The organism is Rhodococcus sp. G6(2025) (assembly GCF_058628105.1).
On record NZ_CP179750.1, the window covers coordinates 1,987,705 to 2,005,994 of the forward strand.

The 18,290-nt window shown below is 65.5% G+C and carries 1 protein-coding gene; it reads left to right on the plus strand.

Annotated features, from left to right (window positions below; translation table 11 throughout):
* Window positions 1–89 precede the first annotated feature (89 nt).
* Window positions 90–18,284 (plus strand): non-ribosomal peptide synthase/polyketide synthase, encoded by an 18,195-nt coding sequence (locus ACLIVD_RS09020; RefSeq protein ID WP_491932324.1) that lies wholly within the window; start codon window positions 90–92, stop codon window positions 18,282–18,284.
* The last annotated feature ends 6 nt before the right edge of the window (window positions 18,285–18,290 follow it).

Here is an 18,290-nt window from a genome sequence, read left to right on the forward strand (position 1 = left end):
GCTGGGCCGCGAGTAGCGTCGGAAAGAGGAGTCGATAACCGCAGCTGAGTGAAATGGGTGTTCCCCTTCGCGCGCTTCAGTGTCGATATATGGATTGCCGAGGGCCGAGGGTGTCATCGCTGGACGATTTCGATACGACTTCGGTCCTTTCGGACACGGTGATGGCGAATGTTGTATGGCCGTCCGAGCTGTTCCCACTCTCCGCCGCTCAGCGTGGAATGTGGTTCGCCCAGCACCTGCTGGGCGACGTTCCGATCGTCATTGCTCAGTACGTAGAGGTCGGTATCGCTGATCTCGACATCGGCCTGCTCGCACGGATCGGACCCGCCGCACTCCGGGAACTCGGTACCGGACTGCTCCGAATCGTCGAGTGGGACGGTGAGCCGCTCCAGACGGTCGACGAGTCGCTCGGCTTCGAGATGACACATCTCGACTTCCGTTCCGACCCTGATCCGCGGGCTGCGGCTCTCGCGTGGATGCGCGCCGAATACAGCAACCCGATTGATCTCCTCCATGATCGGCTGATCCGTTCGGCAATGTTGCGCGTCGCCGACGACTGCTACTTCTGGTACTCGAGAATTCACCACATCGCCCTCGACGGCTTCGGCGCCATGACGTTCATGAACCGTGCCGCGGAGCTGTACACCGCGGCGGTCGAGGGTCGCGCGCCCGCCGAGTTCACCGCCAGTGGATTGCGGGAGGTCGTCGAAGAAGAGGCTCGCTACCGCACGTCGAGCCGGTTCGAGACGGACCGCAAGTACTGGGCCGAACGCAGCCACAATCTTCCACCGACGATCAGCCTCGCCGGGCGAGCGGCCGAGATCGGCGCGCAGTCGCTGGTGAGCAGCGCACCGCTGTCCGCCGCTACGACAGCCGCACTGCAGAGTCTGACCGACCGGGAACCCGGGGCGACGTTCGCGACAGCCGCGGTCGCTGCCGTCTCTGCATTCTTTTCCCACCTGACCGGCCAGGACGACGTGGTGTTGAGCTTGCCGGTCTCGGCACGCACCACCTCCCGGTTGCGCCGCTCGGGCGGCATGATCTCCAATGTCCTTCCGATCCGACTCTCGGTCGGGGACGAAACGACCTCCGTCGACTTGATGAGACGTACACAACTGGCGCTGACCGGAGCGCTACGTCACCAGAGATACCGGCACGAGGACATACGACGGGACGCGGGCGTCCTGGGTGGTCGTCGCGGCTTTTTCGGTCCGTCGATCAACATCATGATGTTCCACGCCGAGATTCGGCTCGGTCCGTCGATCGGCAGGCTCCACGTGCTGACCACCGGTCCGGTGGAGGACCTCGCAGTGAACATCTATCCCGGTGTCGCAGGCGACGTTGCGCAGGTCGACTTCGAGGCCAACCCGAATCTGTACACCGAACAGGAGCTGCGCGGTCACCATGCCCGGTTCCTCGAATTCTTTGCCGCCTTCGCCGCGTCAGCCGCAACCGACCGCATCGCCGCTCTCGATGTGCTGCACGCCGACGAACGCGCGGATCTTGTGCCATGTCGCGGTCCGCAGGCAGAGCCGGAGCGGCTCCTCCCCGACTTGCTGGCCGACGGCGTTGCCGCCGCACCGGACGCAGTCGCGATTCGGGCGTCGGGACGGGAGGTCACCTACCACGAGCTCGACGAGCGATCCAATCAACTGGCGCGACTACTGATCGAATCGGGGGCCGGACCGGAAACCTTCGTCGTGCTGAGTCTTCCCAGGTCGGCGGAGTCACTCGTCGCGTTCTGGGCGGTCGCGAAGACCGGGGCAGCCTTCGTGCCTGTCGATCCGAAGCTCCCACCCGAGCGAGTCGCACACATGCTGTCCGATTCGGGGGCACTGGTGGGGCTCACGCTTCACGAACTGCGTGCAACACTGCCCGACGGGATTCACTGGCTGGTCCTCGACGACGACGAGGTGCGCGCACGCTGTGAACGACAGCGGAGCGCCGCGATCGGCGACGTGGATCGCCGCGCCCCGCTGTCAATCCGTCACCCCGCGTACATGATCTACACATCGGGATCGACCGGGCTTCCGAAAGGGGTCGTCGTCACCCACAGCGGTCTGTCGAACTTCGCGGCCGCCGCCCGCCCGGAACTCGGCATTCACCACGAATCGCGGATGCTGCGGTTCTCGTCGGCCAGCTTCGATGCCTCGGTGTTCGAGATGATCCAGGCCTTCAGCGCCGGTGCCACGATGGTCGTCGCCCCGCCCGAGGTGCACGGTGGAAGCGACCTCGTCGACCTGCTGAGCGAACAGCAGGTGACCCACATCATCACGGCTCCCACGGTGATGAACACAGTCGACCCGCGTGGGCTCGAACATCTCGAGGCGGTGGTGGTCGGCGGTGACGTGTGCACCCCCGACCTCGTGGAGCGGTTCGGGCAGGTGTGCCGCTTCACCAACAGTTACGGGCCGACCGAGACGACCATCATTATCACCGCAGGTGAGCCGCTGACGCCGGGCGAACCGATTGCCATCGGCCGCCCGATCCAGGGTACGAGCGTCGTGGTGCTCGACCGCAAGCTCCGCGCCGTGCCCGCCGGGGTGGTGGGTGAGCTCTACCTCGCAGGCCCCGGAATCGCACGCGGCTATCACCATCGGCACGGGCTGACGGCGAACCGATTCGTGGCCAACCCCTTCGGTGAGCCGGGGTCGCGGCTCTACCGCACCGGTGACGAGGTGCGCTGGGTGCGGTCGTCTCAGGGAACCGGGGCGGGGCACTACACGCTCGAGTTCATCGGCCGGTCCGACACCCAGGTCAAGATCCGTGGCTTCCGCATCGAACTCGGCGAGATCGACTCGGCACTGCTCGCCCAGGCCGGCGTCAACTTCGCGGCGACGGTGGTTCATCGGACGGCGGGCGGCACGACGGCGCTGGTCTCGTACGTGCGCCTCGACACCGGTCGTGAATTCGATCCGGTCGCGATTGTCGAGGGCGTCGCCGAAATCGTGCCGTCCCACATGATCCCGTCGGCGGTAATGCGGCTCGAACACGTGCCGGTGACGGCGGCCGGCAAACTCGACCGCAGTGCACTGCCGCAACCACACTTCGGATCAACTGAACACGAGTTCCGCGCCGCGTCGACACCGGCGGAGGAGCAGCTCTCGGGTCTCGTCGCCGAGGCACTCGGCCTCGACCGGGTCAGTGTGGACGACAGTCTCTTCGCGCTCGGCGGCGACAGCATCGTCGCGATGCAGATCGCCGCCCGAGCCAGGGAGTTCGGTCTCAGCTTCAGTGCGCGGGCCGTGTTCGAGCACAAGACGATCGCCGGAATCGCCGCGGTGGCGGTGCCGGTGGAGGCAGAATCGGCGGTCGTCCTCGAGGAGCTCGAGGGCGGCGGCGTCGGGCGTATCCCACCGACGCCGATCATGTACTCGATGCTCGAGCGGGGCCCCTTCGCCGACTTCTTCCAGGCGCTGCTGCTGACCCTGCCGCCTGATGTCGATACGGATCGGTTGAGTGCGACGCTCGCGGCGGTGCTCGATCATCATGATGCCCTGCGTTCGAAGTTCGTCCCTGACGGTGACGGTACCTGGGCGTTCGAAACGATGGCTGCCGGTAGCGTGCCGGCCGGCGATCGGATTTCGAGGATCGTCACGGCGGCGGCACCCGGTAGCCGCGCGTTCACCGACGTGGTGAGCGCCGAGTGTGCGGCGGCTGCGGCCCGCCTGGACCCGGAAAACGGGATCATGCTCCAGCTGGTGTGGTGTGTCTCCGAATCTGCGGGCGCACCAGGCCGACTGCTGGTTATCGCGCATCACCTGGTGGTGGACGGTGTGTCGTGGCGCGTGCTGTTGCCGGACCTCGCGACGGCGTGGCTGCAGCTGGGCGCGGGGCAGACGCCGACGCCGGCCCCGGTGGGCACGTCGTTCCGCCGCTGGGCGTATGGACTGCAGGACGCGGCAGATCGAGGAGCGCACGCAGACGAATTACCCTATTGGCGAGAGGTTCTCAGCGGTCCTGACCCACAGATCGGCACACGACCGATCGCGCCCGCGATCGACACGATGCGCACGACCGAGCGGGTACATATCGACGTGAGTCCCGCCGTGACCGATGCGGTGCTCGCTCGACTTCCCGATGTGTTCGGATGCGGCGTCAACGACGGACTCCTGTCGGCGCTGGCGATGGCGGTCGTGCAGTGGCGACACTCGCACGGGATCGACGAGCGTTCGGTGTTACTGACGTTGGAAGGTCATGGGCGCGAGGAGGAGGCGGTGGCCGGCGCGGATCTTGCACGTACCGTCGGTTGGTTCACCAGCGCTTTCCCGGTCCGGCTCGGACTGCCGGCCGTCGACCTCGGCGGGGCCTTCGAGGGTGGACATGCTGCCGGTGTCGTGATCAAGACCGTCAAGGAACAGCTCGTCGCGGTGCCTGCCCGTGGCGTCGGATTCGGATTGCTTCGGCATCTCGACGAGAGCGCGAGGTCGATTCTCGGGGGCCTTCCTGAGCCGCAGATCAGTTTCAACTACCTGGGCCGCATGGGCGTGCAACACCTCGGCGACTTGCAGGATCTCGGCTGGCTGCCGGACCTCGAGGCACCGGACCTGATCACAGCGAGCGGATCCGGCATGGCCGTGGCTGCGGTGATCGACATCAACGCGATGGTGGTCGACGGCCCCGAGGGGCCGCGGTTGACGGCATCGTTCGCGTATCCGACCGGGGTGATCCGCGACTCCGACGTCGCGGCCCTCGCGGATCTGTGGCGAAGCGCCCTCGATGGTCTTGCCGCGCACACAGTTCAGCCTGTCGCGGGTGGTCTGACACCGTCCGATTGCCAGCTGGTCACGGTGAGCCAGAGTCGGATCGAGCGTTGGGAACACTTGTACCCGGGGCTACGAGAGATCTGGTCGCTGTCCCCGTTGCAGTCCGGTCTGCTGTTCCACTCGACGCTGGCCGCCGATTCGCTGGACATCTACACCGCGCAACTGCGCATCGACCTCGAGGGCGCGGTCGACTCCGCGAGGTTGCGCCGTGCCGCAGCAGGCGTGCTCGCACACCACGCGACTCTGCGTGCCGCATTCGAGTACGACGATCACGGTATCCCGGCGCAGTTGGTTGTCGACAGGGTGGACGTGCCGTGGCGTGAGGTGGATCTGACCGGGTGCGGGTCGGCGGCGGGAGTGGAACTCGAGCGTCTCCTCGACGACGACCGTGTCGCCCGATTCGACCTCGCCCGTCCTCCGCTTTTGCGCCTGCTGTTGATTCGCACCGCACCCGAGCGTCACGTGCTGGCACTGACCAACCATCACATCATCCTCGACGGGTGGTCGATGCCACTGCTGGTGCGCGAGTTGCTGGTTCGCTATGTCGCGGACGACGCTCCCGCCCTGCCGGAGCCGCGGCCGTACAGCACGTACCTGGAATGGGTGGCGACACTCGACCGGGACGCGTCCTTACGCGCCTGGGAACGTGCGCTGGCGGGGCTCGACGAGCCGACACTGCTGGCGCCGCACGCGTCCTCGGAACAGCATGGCGTGCCGGGTGAGGTCGACATCGCGCTGCCCGCGGCCCTGATCGGTGCGCTCGACACGGTGGTGACGCGCCATGGAGTCACCATGAACACCGTCGTCCAGGCGGCGTGGGGAATACTGCTGTCCCGGTTGCTCTCCCGTCGTGATGTGGTGTTCGGTGCTACCGTGTCGGGTCGGCCGCCGCAGCTGTCCGGTGTCGAGAGCATGCTGGGGCTTTTCATCAACACCGTGCCCGTGCGGGTGTGGATGGACCCGGACGAGACGTGCGCGCAGCTGCTCACCCGCCTCCAGGGTGAGCAAGTTTCCCTGCTCGATCACCATTACCTCGGACTGGGTGACATCCAGGCACGCATAGGTCTGGGCAACCTGTTCGACACGTTGTCGGTGTTCGAGTCGTACCCCGTCGACAAGTCCGGATTCGACGAGCACACCGACATCGCGGGAATGCGAGTGACCGCTCTCGATGCGCGTGACGCCACGCACTACCCGATCACCCTGCTGTCCATCCTTGAACCTCGACTGCGGCTGAGCCTGCGTTATCAGCACGGAATTTTCGATCGCGATACCGTCACGACACTCGCGGCGCGCGTGATCGGGATTCTCGAGACCATTGCGCGCGACGCGGACACACCGGTCGGCGACGTCGACCTTTTCGTTCCGAAGGAACGGGAGCAGGTGGTCGACACCTGGAATGCAACGGAACACCAGGTACCGCGCCTCACCCTCGCCGAGCTGTTCGACGCGCAGGTGGCCCACACGCCCGACGCCCCCGCCGTCGTGTTCGAGGGGACGGTGCTGACGTACACAGAGTTCGACGCCCGCGCGAATAGGCTGGCACGGTTCCTGATCAGCGGCGGTGTGGGCCCCGAATCGCACGTGGGTGTAGCGGTGCGACGCTCGGTGGATATGCTGGTGGGAATCTACGCCGTGATCAAGGCCGGCGGCGCCTACGTCCCGATAGACCCGGACCAGCCGGCCGAGCGGATCGCGTACGTCGTGGCTACCGCCGGTTTAGTCGTCGTTCTCACCACCACCGCGGATCGCGTCGCGCTGCCCGCCGAGGTGCCGGCCCTCGACCTCGACACCCTCGATGTATCGGCGCTGTCCGATGACCCCATCCGGGATCGGGACCGGTTGGGGCCGTTGCATACCCGAAACCCTGCGTATGTCATCTTCACCTCAGGCTCCACGGGCACACCCAAGGGGGTGTCGGTGCCGCACGAGGGCATCGTCAACCGGCTGCTGTGGATGCAGCATCGGTACCCACTGAGCGACGACGACACGGTTCTCCAGAAGACCCCCGTGACATTCGACGTGTCGGTGTGGGAGTTGTTCTGGCCGTTGCAGACCGGCGCGCGACTGGTGATCGCCGAGCCCGACGGGCACCGGGACCCCGCCTATCTCGAGCGGGTCATCCGCGCAGAATCTGTGACCACGGTGCATTTCGTGCCGTCGATGCTCGCCGTATTCCTGGCCGGAGCGCATGTCGATGGGTGCAAGTCGCTGCGCCGGGTGTTCACCAGTGGTGAGGCATTGCCGACTGTGACGGCGGCGAATCTGCACCGGGTGAGCGGGGCGGCGCTGCACAACCTGTACGGTCCCACCGAGGCAGCGGTGGACGTGACCTACTACGAGACCGGGCCGGACGAGACCACCGTGCCGATCGGAGCACCGGTCTGGAACACCCATACGTATGTGCTCGACGGACGCCTGCGTCCCGTCCCCGTCGGAGTAGCGGGGGAGTTGTATCTCGGCGGTGTCCAGCTCGCGCGCGGATACCAGGCCCGGTCCGATCTGACGGCGGACAGGTTCGTCGCGAACCCCTTCGCGGCCGCGGGAACCGTGCAAGACGGCAGTCGGCTGTACCGCACCGGCGACCTTGTTCGGTGGCTGCCGACCGGGCAGCTCGAATACCTGGGCCGCACGGACTTCCAGGTCAAGCTTCGCGGCCAGCGCATCGAACTCGGTGAGATCGAGGCGGCGCTGCACCGGCACGCAGATGTTGCACAGGCGGTGGCACTGGCCCGCAACGACGGGTCCACCGGCGACTACCTCGCCGGTTACGTGGTGCCTGCGCCCGGGAGGTCCCCGGACGTGCGGGCGCTTCTCGACGCTGCCGCAACGGTGCTTCCCCGGTACATGGTGCCGTCGGCGCTGGTCGTGCTCGCGGAACTGCCGTTGACTGCGAACGGCAAACTCGACCGCAAGGCACTGCCGGTTCCCGAGTTCGCGAGTTCGGCGCAGTTCGTCCCGCCCGGCACCCCGACCGAGTACGCCCTCGCGGAGATTCTCGCGGACGTACTCGGCGCCTCGCGGATCGGGATGTCGGACAATTTCTTCGACCTCGGGGGTAACTCCCTCATCGCGACCCGTGTTGTCGCCCGGATCAACAATGAGCTCGGCACTGGGTTGACCGTGCGGTCGCTGTTCGAGGCGCCCACCGTCGGGATTCTGGCCACCGTCGTCGACCGGATGCACGCCGGTGCAGGACCGCGCCCCGCGCTCGTGTCCGGCCCGAGGCCCGACAGGCTCCCCCTGTCCCTGGCTCAGACCCGAGTGTGGTTCCTCAATCGGTTCGACCCCACGTCGAGTGCCTACAACGTGGCGGCGGCACTGCGGCTGTCCGGCCCCCTCGACGTCGACGCACTCTGCCGGGCCGCCGCGGACATCCTGGAACGGCACGAATCGCTGCGGACGATGTTTCCCGAATCCCCTGACGGCCCGTCTCAGCTCGTGCTGCCGGTCGATCACGCCGCGACCGGCGATCTGATCGACGTTGCGCCCGACGTCGTCCCGGCCGCTGCTCTGGATACACGGATCCGGGAGGCAATAGCACGCGGATTCGACGTGACCACGCAAATCCCGATCGCTCTGACGTTGATGCGGTGCGAGGCTGCTGACGAACACGTGCTGGTGATGGTGGTGCACCACATCAGCATCGACGGTTGGTCGATCCAGGTACTCGCCCGCGACCTGGTGCACGCCTACTCCACGCGCGCAGCCGGCGACGCGCCGTCGTGGACCCCGCTGCCGGTGCAGTATGCGGATTACACCCTGTGGCAACGAGGCTTTCTCGGCTCGGAGGACGATCCCACGTCGCTGATTTCGCAGGAACTCGAGTACTGGGCGGATGCGCTCGCGGGTCTGCCGGACGTGCTGGCTCTGCCGCTCGACCGGCCACGTCCCGCCGTACGGTCGGGGGTGGGTGCGAGTGTCGATTTCGCGGTGCCGGTGGCGACGGTGGTGCGTCTCGCGGCGCTGGCCCGTGAGCAGGGTGCGACCCCGTTCATGGTTGTGCATGCGGCGTTGGCGGTGCTGTTGGCGAAGTTGAGTGGGACATCGGACATCGCGATCGGGTCGCCGGTGGCGGGTCGTGGTGATGCGGCGTTGGACGATCTGGTGGGCATGTTCGTCAACACATTGGTATTGCGGGCCGATTGTGAGCCGAGTCAGTCGTTCACGGGTCTGGTGGGGCGGGTGCGCGATTCGGACCTCGAGGCGTTCGGCAGGGCTGATGTGCCGTTCGAGCGGTTGGTGGACAAGATGAATCCAGTGCGGTCGCAGTCCTTCTCGCCGCTGTTTCAGGTGCTGTTGGCGTTCCAGAATTTCGCGCCGTCGAGGGTGGAGCTTCCGGGTTTGACGGTGTCACCGGTGGAAGTGGAGTGGGAGGCTGCGCAATTCGACCTCTCGATGGCTCTGAGTGAGGCGGCCGGGGGCGGGTATGCGGGGAGGCTGTCGTATGCGGCGGACATCTTCGATGGTCCGACGGTGTGCGGGATCGCCGAGGGATTCGTGCGGGTGCTCGACGCGGTCATCGAGAATCCGTCCGTCGCGGTGGGCGACGTCGACTTGCTGGGTCCGGCCGAGCGGCAACGGGTGCTCGCGGCTGCGGCCCCTGAGCCACTGCCTGTGCAGGCACGGACGTTGCCGGAGATTCTGGCGGCCGGCGTCGCGTCGAACCCCGTGGGTGTTGCGTTGACCTGCGGTGGCGTGGAGATGTCGTATTCGGACCTCGACTCCCGATCGAACCGACTGGCCCGAGTGCTGATCTCTCGTGGTGTCGGTCCTGAAACATTTGTCGCGTTGGCCTTCGCTCGGTCCATCGAATCAGTGGTTGCGGTGTGGGCGGTCGCGAAGGCGGGCGGCGGGTTCGTGCCGATCGATCCGAAACTGCCGGTCGAGCGGATCGAATACATGGTGGCCGATTCAGGGGCCGTGATCGGTCTTACCAGCGCCGAGACCACGTCGCTGCCGGGAAAGGTTGCCTGGCTGGTACCCACCGCGGGTGACGTGCAGGATCGGTGCGACGAGGTTTCGGCGGCACAGATCACAGACGGCGAGCGCGGTGCGCCGGTCGCGTTGTCCAATGCGGCCTACATGATCTACACGTCGGGTTCGACCGGGGTCCCGAAGGGTGTCGTTGTAACCCATGCCGGGCTGGCGTCGTTCTGTGCGGACGCCCGCCTCGAACTGAACTTGACCGGCAACTCGCGGGTGCTGAGGTTCTCGTCGTCGAGCTTCGATGCGTCGGTATTCGAGATGATCGCGGGGTTCAGTGCCGGCGCCACCTTGGTTGTCGCTCCACCCGAGATCATCGGTGGCGGCGAGCTCGCGGAGTTGCTACGCGTCGAGCGGGTCACCCACATCATCACAGCGCCGGCGGCGCTGGGGATCGTCGACCCGGACGGGCTCGACGACCTCCAAGCCGTGGTCGTCGGAGGAGACGTCTGCCCGCCGGAGTTGGTCGCGAAGTTCGCACCCGCCTGTCGCTTCTTCAACAGTTACGGTCCCACAGAGACCACCATCATCATCTCCATGACCGAGCCGCTCGTGCCGGAGGAACGAATCACGATCGGCACCCCGATCGAGGGCGCCGGAGCTGTTGTCCTCGATGCAAGGCTGCATCCCTCTCCGGTCGGCGTGATCGGCGAGCTGTATCTGTCGGGCAGTGGGCTCGCCCGCGGCTACCATGCCCGCGGTGCACTCACGGCAGGTCGATTCGTGGCTAATCCCTTCAGGGGTTCCGGCGAACTGATGTACCGCACGGGCGATCTGGTGCGGTGGACGAAAGACGGACGACTGGACTTCGTCGGGCGAATCGACTCACAGGTGCAATTGCGGGGTCTGCGGATCGAACTCGGTGAGATCGAGACAGCGCTCAGCAGGTGCGAAGGAGTCGCGCAGACCGTCGTGGTCTTGCGCCACGATCCCCACACCGGTGAACAACTGGTGGGATACGTCGTTCCCGATACCAAGGCTGCCCTGGACCCGGAGACCCTGCGCATCAGGGTGGGCGAGACGCTGCCGAACTACATGGTGCCGTCGCAGGTGATGGTCGTCGACGCGTTGCCGTTGAATCCCAGTGGGAAGCTCGACCGACGGGCGTTGCCCGCGCCGTCGTTCGTCGTTCGGGAGTTTCGGGCGCCGACTACGCCGGTCGAGGAGGTCGTGGCGGGTATTTTCGCGGAGGTACTGGGGCTCGAGCGGGTCGGTCTGGACGACGATTTCTTTGCGTTGGGCGGTAATTCGTTGGTTGCGACGCAGGTGGTGTCCCGGTTGGGTGCGGCGTTGGACACGCGTGTGCCGGTTCGGGTGATCTTCGAGGCGTCGACGGTGGCGGCGCTGGCGGTGCGGGCCGAGCAGCATGCCGGTGAAGGTGGGCGGCCGGCGTTGACCCGTCGGGTGCGGCCGGCGCGGATTCCGTTGTCGTTGGCGCAGCAGCGGATGTGGTTCTTCAACCAGTTCGACCCGGAGTCGGCGGCCTTCAACATTCCTCTGGCGATTCGGCTTTCCGGCGATCTGGACATCGAATTGCTGCAGACAGCATTGCTCGACGTGATCGACCGGCACGAAGCCCTGCGCACCATGTTCCCGGACTCGGGCCACGGGCCGTCTCAGGTAATCGTCCCCACATCTGCGCTCCCGCTGAGTGTGGCGCCGGAGCGGGTCGCTCCGGAGGAGGCACATGCCCGCGTATTCGACTTCGTGGGGCGCGGGTTCGACGTGGCCCGGGAAGTTCCGTTGCGCGTGAGGCTGTTCCAGCTCGACGATCACGAGTTCGTGCTGGCGATGGTAGTTCATCACATTTCCAGTGACGGCGGCTCAGCAGCGCCGATGTCGCGCGACATCGTGGTGGCGTATGCCGCGCGGCGTGAGGGACGGGAGCCAGGCTGGTCGCCGCTCGAGGTGCAGTATGCGGACTACACCCTGTGGCAGCGGGAGATTCTCGGCGCGCAGGACGATCCGACGTCACTGATCTCGGAACAACTGCGATACTGGACCGAGGTTCTGGCAGATCTGCCGGAGATGGTGGAGCTGCCGACGGATCATCCGCGTCCGCCAGTGCAATCACCGCGCGGCGCAAAGGTCGGCTTCACTCTGAGTTCGAATCTGGCCGAGCGTATCGATCAGCTGGCGCGAGAATATAACTCGACCTTCTTCATGGTCGTCCACGCGTCGCTGGCGGTGCTGATGGCCCACCTGAGCGGAACTGAGGACATCCCCATCGGCACACAGATCGCCGGACGCGGCGACCCGGCACTCGACGACCTCATCGGCATGTTCGGCAACACACTGGTGCTGCGCAGCCGCGTCGACCCCGCAATGTCGTTCGCCGACATTCTGGCCGACGTCCGGGAAGTCGACCTCGCCGCATTCGGCAACCCCGACGTTCCGCTGGAACGCCTGGTGGAAGTCCTCAATCCCACGCGCTCCACGGCCCATTCAGCGCTGTTCCAGGTACTGCTGGTGGTTCACAATTTCGTCCGATCCAGGGTAACTCTGCCGGGCCTGGAGATCGCCCCGCTGGAAACGGACATCGTCGGTGCCAAACTCGATCTCGAATTCCACTTCACCGACACCTCGGATTCGGAGGGGCATCGGACCGGAATCGAGGGATCAATCGTCTATGCGCTCGACCTGTTCCAGGAATCGACAGTCGCCCGATTCGCGACCCAACTCGTCACCATCCTCGAGACGGTCACACGCGATGTGACCATACCGGTCGGCGAGCTCGAGTTGCGAAGCGTCGACGAGCGTGCGGCGATGGATCGGTGGAATGCCACAGCTGTGGTTGTCGAGGGCGGGACCCTGGTGCAGCTGTTCGACGAGCAGGTACGCCGGACGCCGGATGCGGTGGCGGTGGTGTTCGAGGAACAGTCGTTGACCTACGCCGAGTTCGATTCTCGCGCGAATCGGCTGGCCCGATACTTGATCTCACGAGAGGTAGGACCGGAGTCGCTGGTGGGGCTGGGCATGAGTCGCTCCCTCACGATGATGGTGAGCATTTACGCTGTGCTCAAAGCCGGTGCCGGGTACCTGCCGCTGGATCCGGAGCATCCTGCAGACCGCACCGAGTACGTGATTGCGACCGCGAAACCCGCCGTGGTGCTGACCACGTCCACGGACCGTGGTGACCTGCCGGCGTCGGTGGACGCCGACGAGGTCGACATCCTGGACCTGTCGGTCTTCGACTCGGAGACGGTGACCGACGCGTCCAGGCTGGCGCCACTGCGGCCCGAGAATCTCGCCTATGCGATCTTCACGTCCGGGTCCGCAGGGCGACCGAAAGGCGTCGCTGTCAGCCACCGCTCGGTGGTGAACCAGATTGCGTGGATGCGTAGCCGCTACGCGCTCGGCGATCGCGACACGGTGTTGCACAAGACGCCCATCACCTTCGACGCGTCGGTGTGGGAGTTGTTCTATCCACTACAGGTCGGTGCCCGATTGGTGATTGCCGCGCCCGGGGGACATCGTGACCCCGAGTACCTGATGCGGATGTCGGACCGGTGGCACGTCACGATCTTGGAATTCGTGCCGTCGATGCTCGCGTTGTTCCTCGCGGAATCATCGCTCGCACTGCCGCGGTCGCTGCGGTACGTCTCGGTCGGCGGAGAAGCGCTGCCCTCGGACCTGGCCGCTCGGTTCGCTGCGCGCACCGACGCAGTGCTGGACAATACCTACGGTCCCACGGAATCCACGGTGACCTCGACCGTGCATCGCTGCCTGCGGGGCGTGTCCGGTCCGATACCGATCGGGAGACCGATAAGGAACACCCGCACGTTCGTGCTGGACCGCCGGTTACACCGCGTGCCCGTCGGCGTGCCGGGGGAGTTGTATCTCGCCGGAATCCAGCTCGCCCGCGGCTATCACGCCCGCGGGGCGCTGACGGCAGAACGTTTCGTCGCCCATCCCTTCGCCGACTCCGGTGAGCGGCTGTACCGCACGGGTGATCTGGTGCGGTGGAATTCGAGTGGTGACCTCGAATACCTGGGTCGCACCGATTTCCAGGTGAAGCTACGTGGCCTGCGGATCGAACTCGGGGAGATCGAGACCGCGCTGACGGCAGACGAGTCGGTGGACCAGGCCGTGGTGGTCGTACGCGACGGTGAATTCGGTCAGCAATTGATCGGGTATGTGCTGCCGACCCGCGGACGGACCGTCGACGTCGAGGCGACACGCGAGGTGGTGAGCACATCGCTGCCGAACTACATGGTGCCTGACGTGCTGGTCGTGCTCGACGCGTTGCCGTTGAATCCCAGTGGGAAGCTCGACCGACGGGCGTTGCCTGCGCCGTCGTTCGTCGTTCGGGAGTTTCGGGCGCCGACTACGCCGGTCGAGGAGGTCGTGGCGGGTATTTTCGCGGAGGTGCTGGGGCTCGAGCGGGTCGGTCTGGACGACGATTTCTTTGCGTTGGGCGGTAATTCGCTGGTTGCGACGCAGGTGGTGTCCCGGTTGGGTGCGGCGTTGGACACGCGTGTGCCGGTTCGGGTGATCTTCGAGGCGTCGACGGTGGCGGCGCTGGCGGTGCGGGCCGAGCAGCATGCCGGTGAAGGTGGGCGGCCGGCGTTGACCCGTCGGGTGCGGCCGGCGCGGATTCCGTTGTCGTTGGCGCAGCAGCGGATGTGGTTCCTCAACCAGTTCGACCCGGAGTCGGCGGCATACAACATTCCGCTTGTGGTCCGCCTGTCCGGTGAACTGGATGTGGCAGCGATACAGGCTTCGGTGCTCGACGTGTTCGCTCGGCACGAGGCCTTGCGGACGGTGTTCCCGGACTCGGACCAGGGGCCGGCACAGCGCATCGTGCATGCGTCGAGAGTGTCGATGGACCTGACGCCGATTCCGGTCGCGGACGAGGAAGATTTGCGGACGCGGATGGCCGCATTGCTCACGGCGGGCTTCGAGGTCACGGAATCGGTGCCGGTGCGCGGGGCGCTGTACCGGATGTCGAAGTCCGAGCACGTCTTGGCGGTGGTGGTGCACCATATCTGCGCGGACGGTTTCTCGACCGGGCCGATGGGCCGAGACGTGTTGGTGGCATATGCCGCCCGGCACGCAGGGCACGAGCCGTCCTGGACGCCGTTGCCGGTGCAGTATGCGGATTACGCGTTGTGGCAGCGGGAGGTGCTGGGTTCGGAGGACGATCCGGGATCGTTGATGTCGCAGCAGATCGCGTACTGGTTGGATGCGTTGTCAGGGCTGCCGGATGCGCTGGCGTTACCTACCGACCGGCCACGCCCGGCGGTGCGGTCGGGCCTCGGTTCCAGCGTGGATTTCACCGTGCCGGCGGCAACGGTGGCGCGTCTCGTGTCGCTGGCGCGAGAGGCGGGTGCGACGCCGTTCATGGTGGTGCATGCGGCGTTAGCGGTGCTCTTGGCGAGGCTGAGTGGGGCCACTGATATCGCGATCGGGTCGCCGATCGCGGGCCGTGGTGATGCGGCGTTGGACGATCTGGTGGGCATGTTCGTCAATACGTTGGTGTTGCGGGCGCAGTACGAGCCGGACGAATCGTTCGCGGAGCTACTGGGGCGGATGCGCGATGCCGATCTCGAGGCGTTCTCTCGGGCGGACGTTCCGTTCGAACGATTGGTGGAAAAGCTGAATCCGATTCGGTCTCAGTCGTTCTCTCCGTTGTTCCAGGTGATGTTGGCGTTTCAGAACTTCAGTCGGCCGGTGGTGGAGCTTCCGGGATTGAGAGTCTCGCCGGTGGAGGTCGATCGGCAGGCGGTGCAGTTCGACCTGTCGATGACTGTGGGTGAGTCGGCAGATGGAGGGGGTGGATTCGTGGGAAGGCTGTCCTACGCGACGGATGTGTTCGACGGCGCGACGGTGCGCGAGATCGCGCGGCGGTTCGTGCGAATTCTCGAAGCGGTGGTGGATGATCCGATGATGCCGGTGGGCGACATCTCGATCGTCGAAGAGAACGAGCGGCGTCAGATGCTGCGCGAGTGGAACATCACGGGACACGACGTCCCGGATGGACTGCTGCTCGACGGATTCGATGCGCAGGTGGCCCGAACACCGGACGCGGTGGCAATCGTGTACGACAACGAGTCGCTGTCGTATGCCGAGTTCTCTGCTCGGGTGAACCGATTGGCTCGAAGATTGATCGACGAGGGTGTAGGACCGGAGTCGTTGGTGGCATTGGGGATGCGCCGGTCGCTGGAGTTGGTGACAGGAATCTACGCGGTGCTCCGAACGGGTGCTGCATTCGTGCCGTTGGACCCTGATCAACCCCCGGCACGCAACGACTACATCCTGGAAACCACAGGACCCGTCTGCGTCCTGTCCACCTCCCGAGACGGATTCGACACGTCCCGGAATCGAGTGCTGAACGTTGACGCCCTCGATTTGTCGGTGTATTCGTCCGAGCCGGTTGGGGAGTCCGAAGTCGTGACGCCCGCACGGCGGGAAAATCTGGCGTACGTGGTCTTTACATCTGGATCGACCGGGCGCCCCAAAGGGGTTTCGGTCAGCCATCGCGCGATTGTCAACCAAATGTCCTGGTTGGCAGCCGAATACGAGCTCGGCGACTCCGATGTCGTGGTGCAGAAGACGCCGGTGACGTTCGACGTGTCGATGTGGGAATTACTGGTTCCGCTGGCCGTCGGTGCCCGGATGATCGTCGCGCGTCCAGACGGTCATCGGGATCCGGACTATCTGCTGTCACTGATGCAAGACTCCGGTGTTACCGTGGCCGCGTTCGTACCGTCGATGCTGGCGGCGCTCCTGGCCGATCCGGAGGCGTGTCTACCGGATTCGTTGCGGTGTGTTTTTGCCGGTGGGGAAGAATTGCCGGTGGAGTTGGTTGGGCGATGGGCGTCGCGGTCGAAGGCTCGTCTCGACAACAAGTACGGTCCCACGGAATATGCGGTCACTGCGACGTCCCACCGATGCGACGGACTCGAGCGGGAAGCAGTACCGATTGGTGAACCTGTGTGGAACACCACCGCACTGGTCTTGGATCGACGTCTCCACCCGGTGCCCATCGGGGTCGAAGGAGAGCTGTATCTGGCAGGAGTGCAGCTGTCTCGCGGCTATCATCGCCGCCAGGGGCTGACGGCGGAGCGATTCGTGGCCGATCCGTTCGGGGCAGCAGGGACGCGTCTCTATCGCACGGGGGACGTGGTCAAGTGGAACCCACGCGGACAGCTGATGTATGTGGGTCGGCTGGACTCTCAGGTGAAGGTGCGCGGGCTGCGTATCGAGCTCGGCGAGATCGAGACCGCGCTGGTGGCGCAGCAGACGATCGTGCAGGCCGTTGTGATCGTGCACGACGGCGAGTTCGGTCAGCAGCTGGTCGGGTACGTGGTCCCCGCAGGGGGTGGGTTGATCGACGTGGAATCGGTCCGTGTCACGGCCGGCAGGTCGCTGCCCCAGTACATGGTGCCGGATGTGCTGATGGTGCTCGACGAATTGCCTCTGACCGCGAGCGGCAAGCTGGATAGGAACGCATTGCCTGCCCCGGCGTTCACGAAGCGGGAGTTCCGGGGGCCGACGACGCGCGTCGAGCGAATCGTGACCTCGGCCTTCACCGACATTCTCGGTGTCGAACAGGTGGGGCTGGATGACGACTTCTTCGCGTTGGGCGGCAATTCCCTGGTCGCGCCCAGGATCGTCGCCCGATTGAAGCAAGACCTGAGTGCGGCAGTTCCGTTGCAGTGGCTGTTCACGGATCCCGCCGTCGAAGCATTGGCGGCTCGGATCGAGAACGGAGCCAAGGGTCCGGTGGAGGAAGGGTTCGGGCCGCTGCTTCGGATCCGAGCGGACGGTGAAGGGGGAGCGCCGCTGTTTTGTATCCATCCCATCGTCGGACTGTCGTGGTGCTATTCGGGTCTACGTCAGTACATCGAACCTGATCTGCCGATCTACGGGATCCAGAGTCCGTCGATTCTCGAGGACAGCTATCTTCCGGAGTCTCTCGATGAACTTGCGGACCGGTACGTCCGTGAGATTCGCCAGATCCGACCATCCGGTCCGTACCGATTGCTCGGCTGGTCACTCGGCGGTGTCATCGCGCATGCGATGGCGATCCGGATTCAGGCAGCCGGCGAGGGTGTGGAATTGCTGGCAATGATGGACAGCTTCGCAGGCGCGACGGCGGTCGAGGAAGGGTCGCCCACGGATGTCTCGGTGAGTGAGTTGCTGGGTGGGTTCGGTATCGAAGAGACAGCAGTCGAGCGCATCTCCGACCTGAGCCTCGGTGGTGTCGCGGTCGCGCTGGCCGAAATGTCCGGGCACTCCGTCGAGCAAACGGAGCAGGTCGTGGGGCGGCTCGTGTCGGCGGCGGACCGAAACTCGAGGTTGATGTCGGAGTACCGGCCTGCATGCTTCGACGGAGACATTGTGTTCTTCACCGCGGCGGCCGACGATGCCACCGGCGCGAGGGCGGCCCGCGGATGGGAGAACGCGGTCACGGGGGTGGTGCACAACCATGCCGTGGCAGTCACGCATTGGCAGATGACGTCACCCGACGCTCTCGCCGTCGCCGGCCCGATCTTGAACGAGGCACTGAGAGAGCAATCAACATGACGGGTG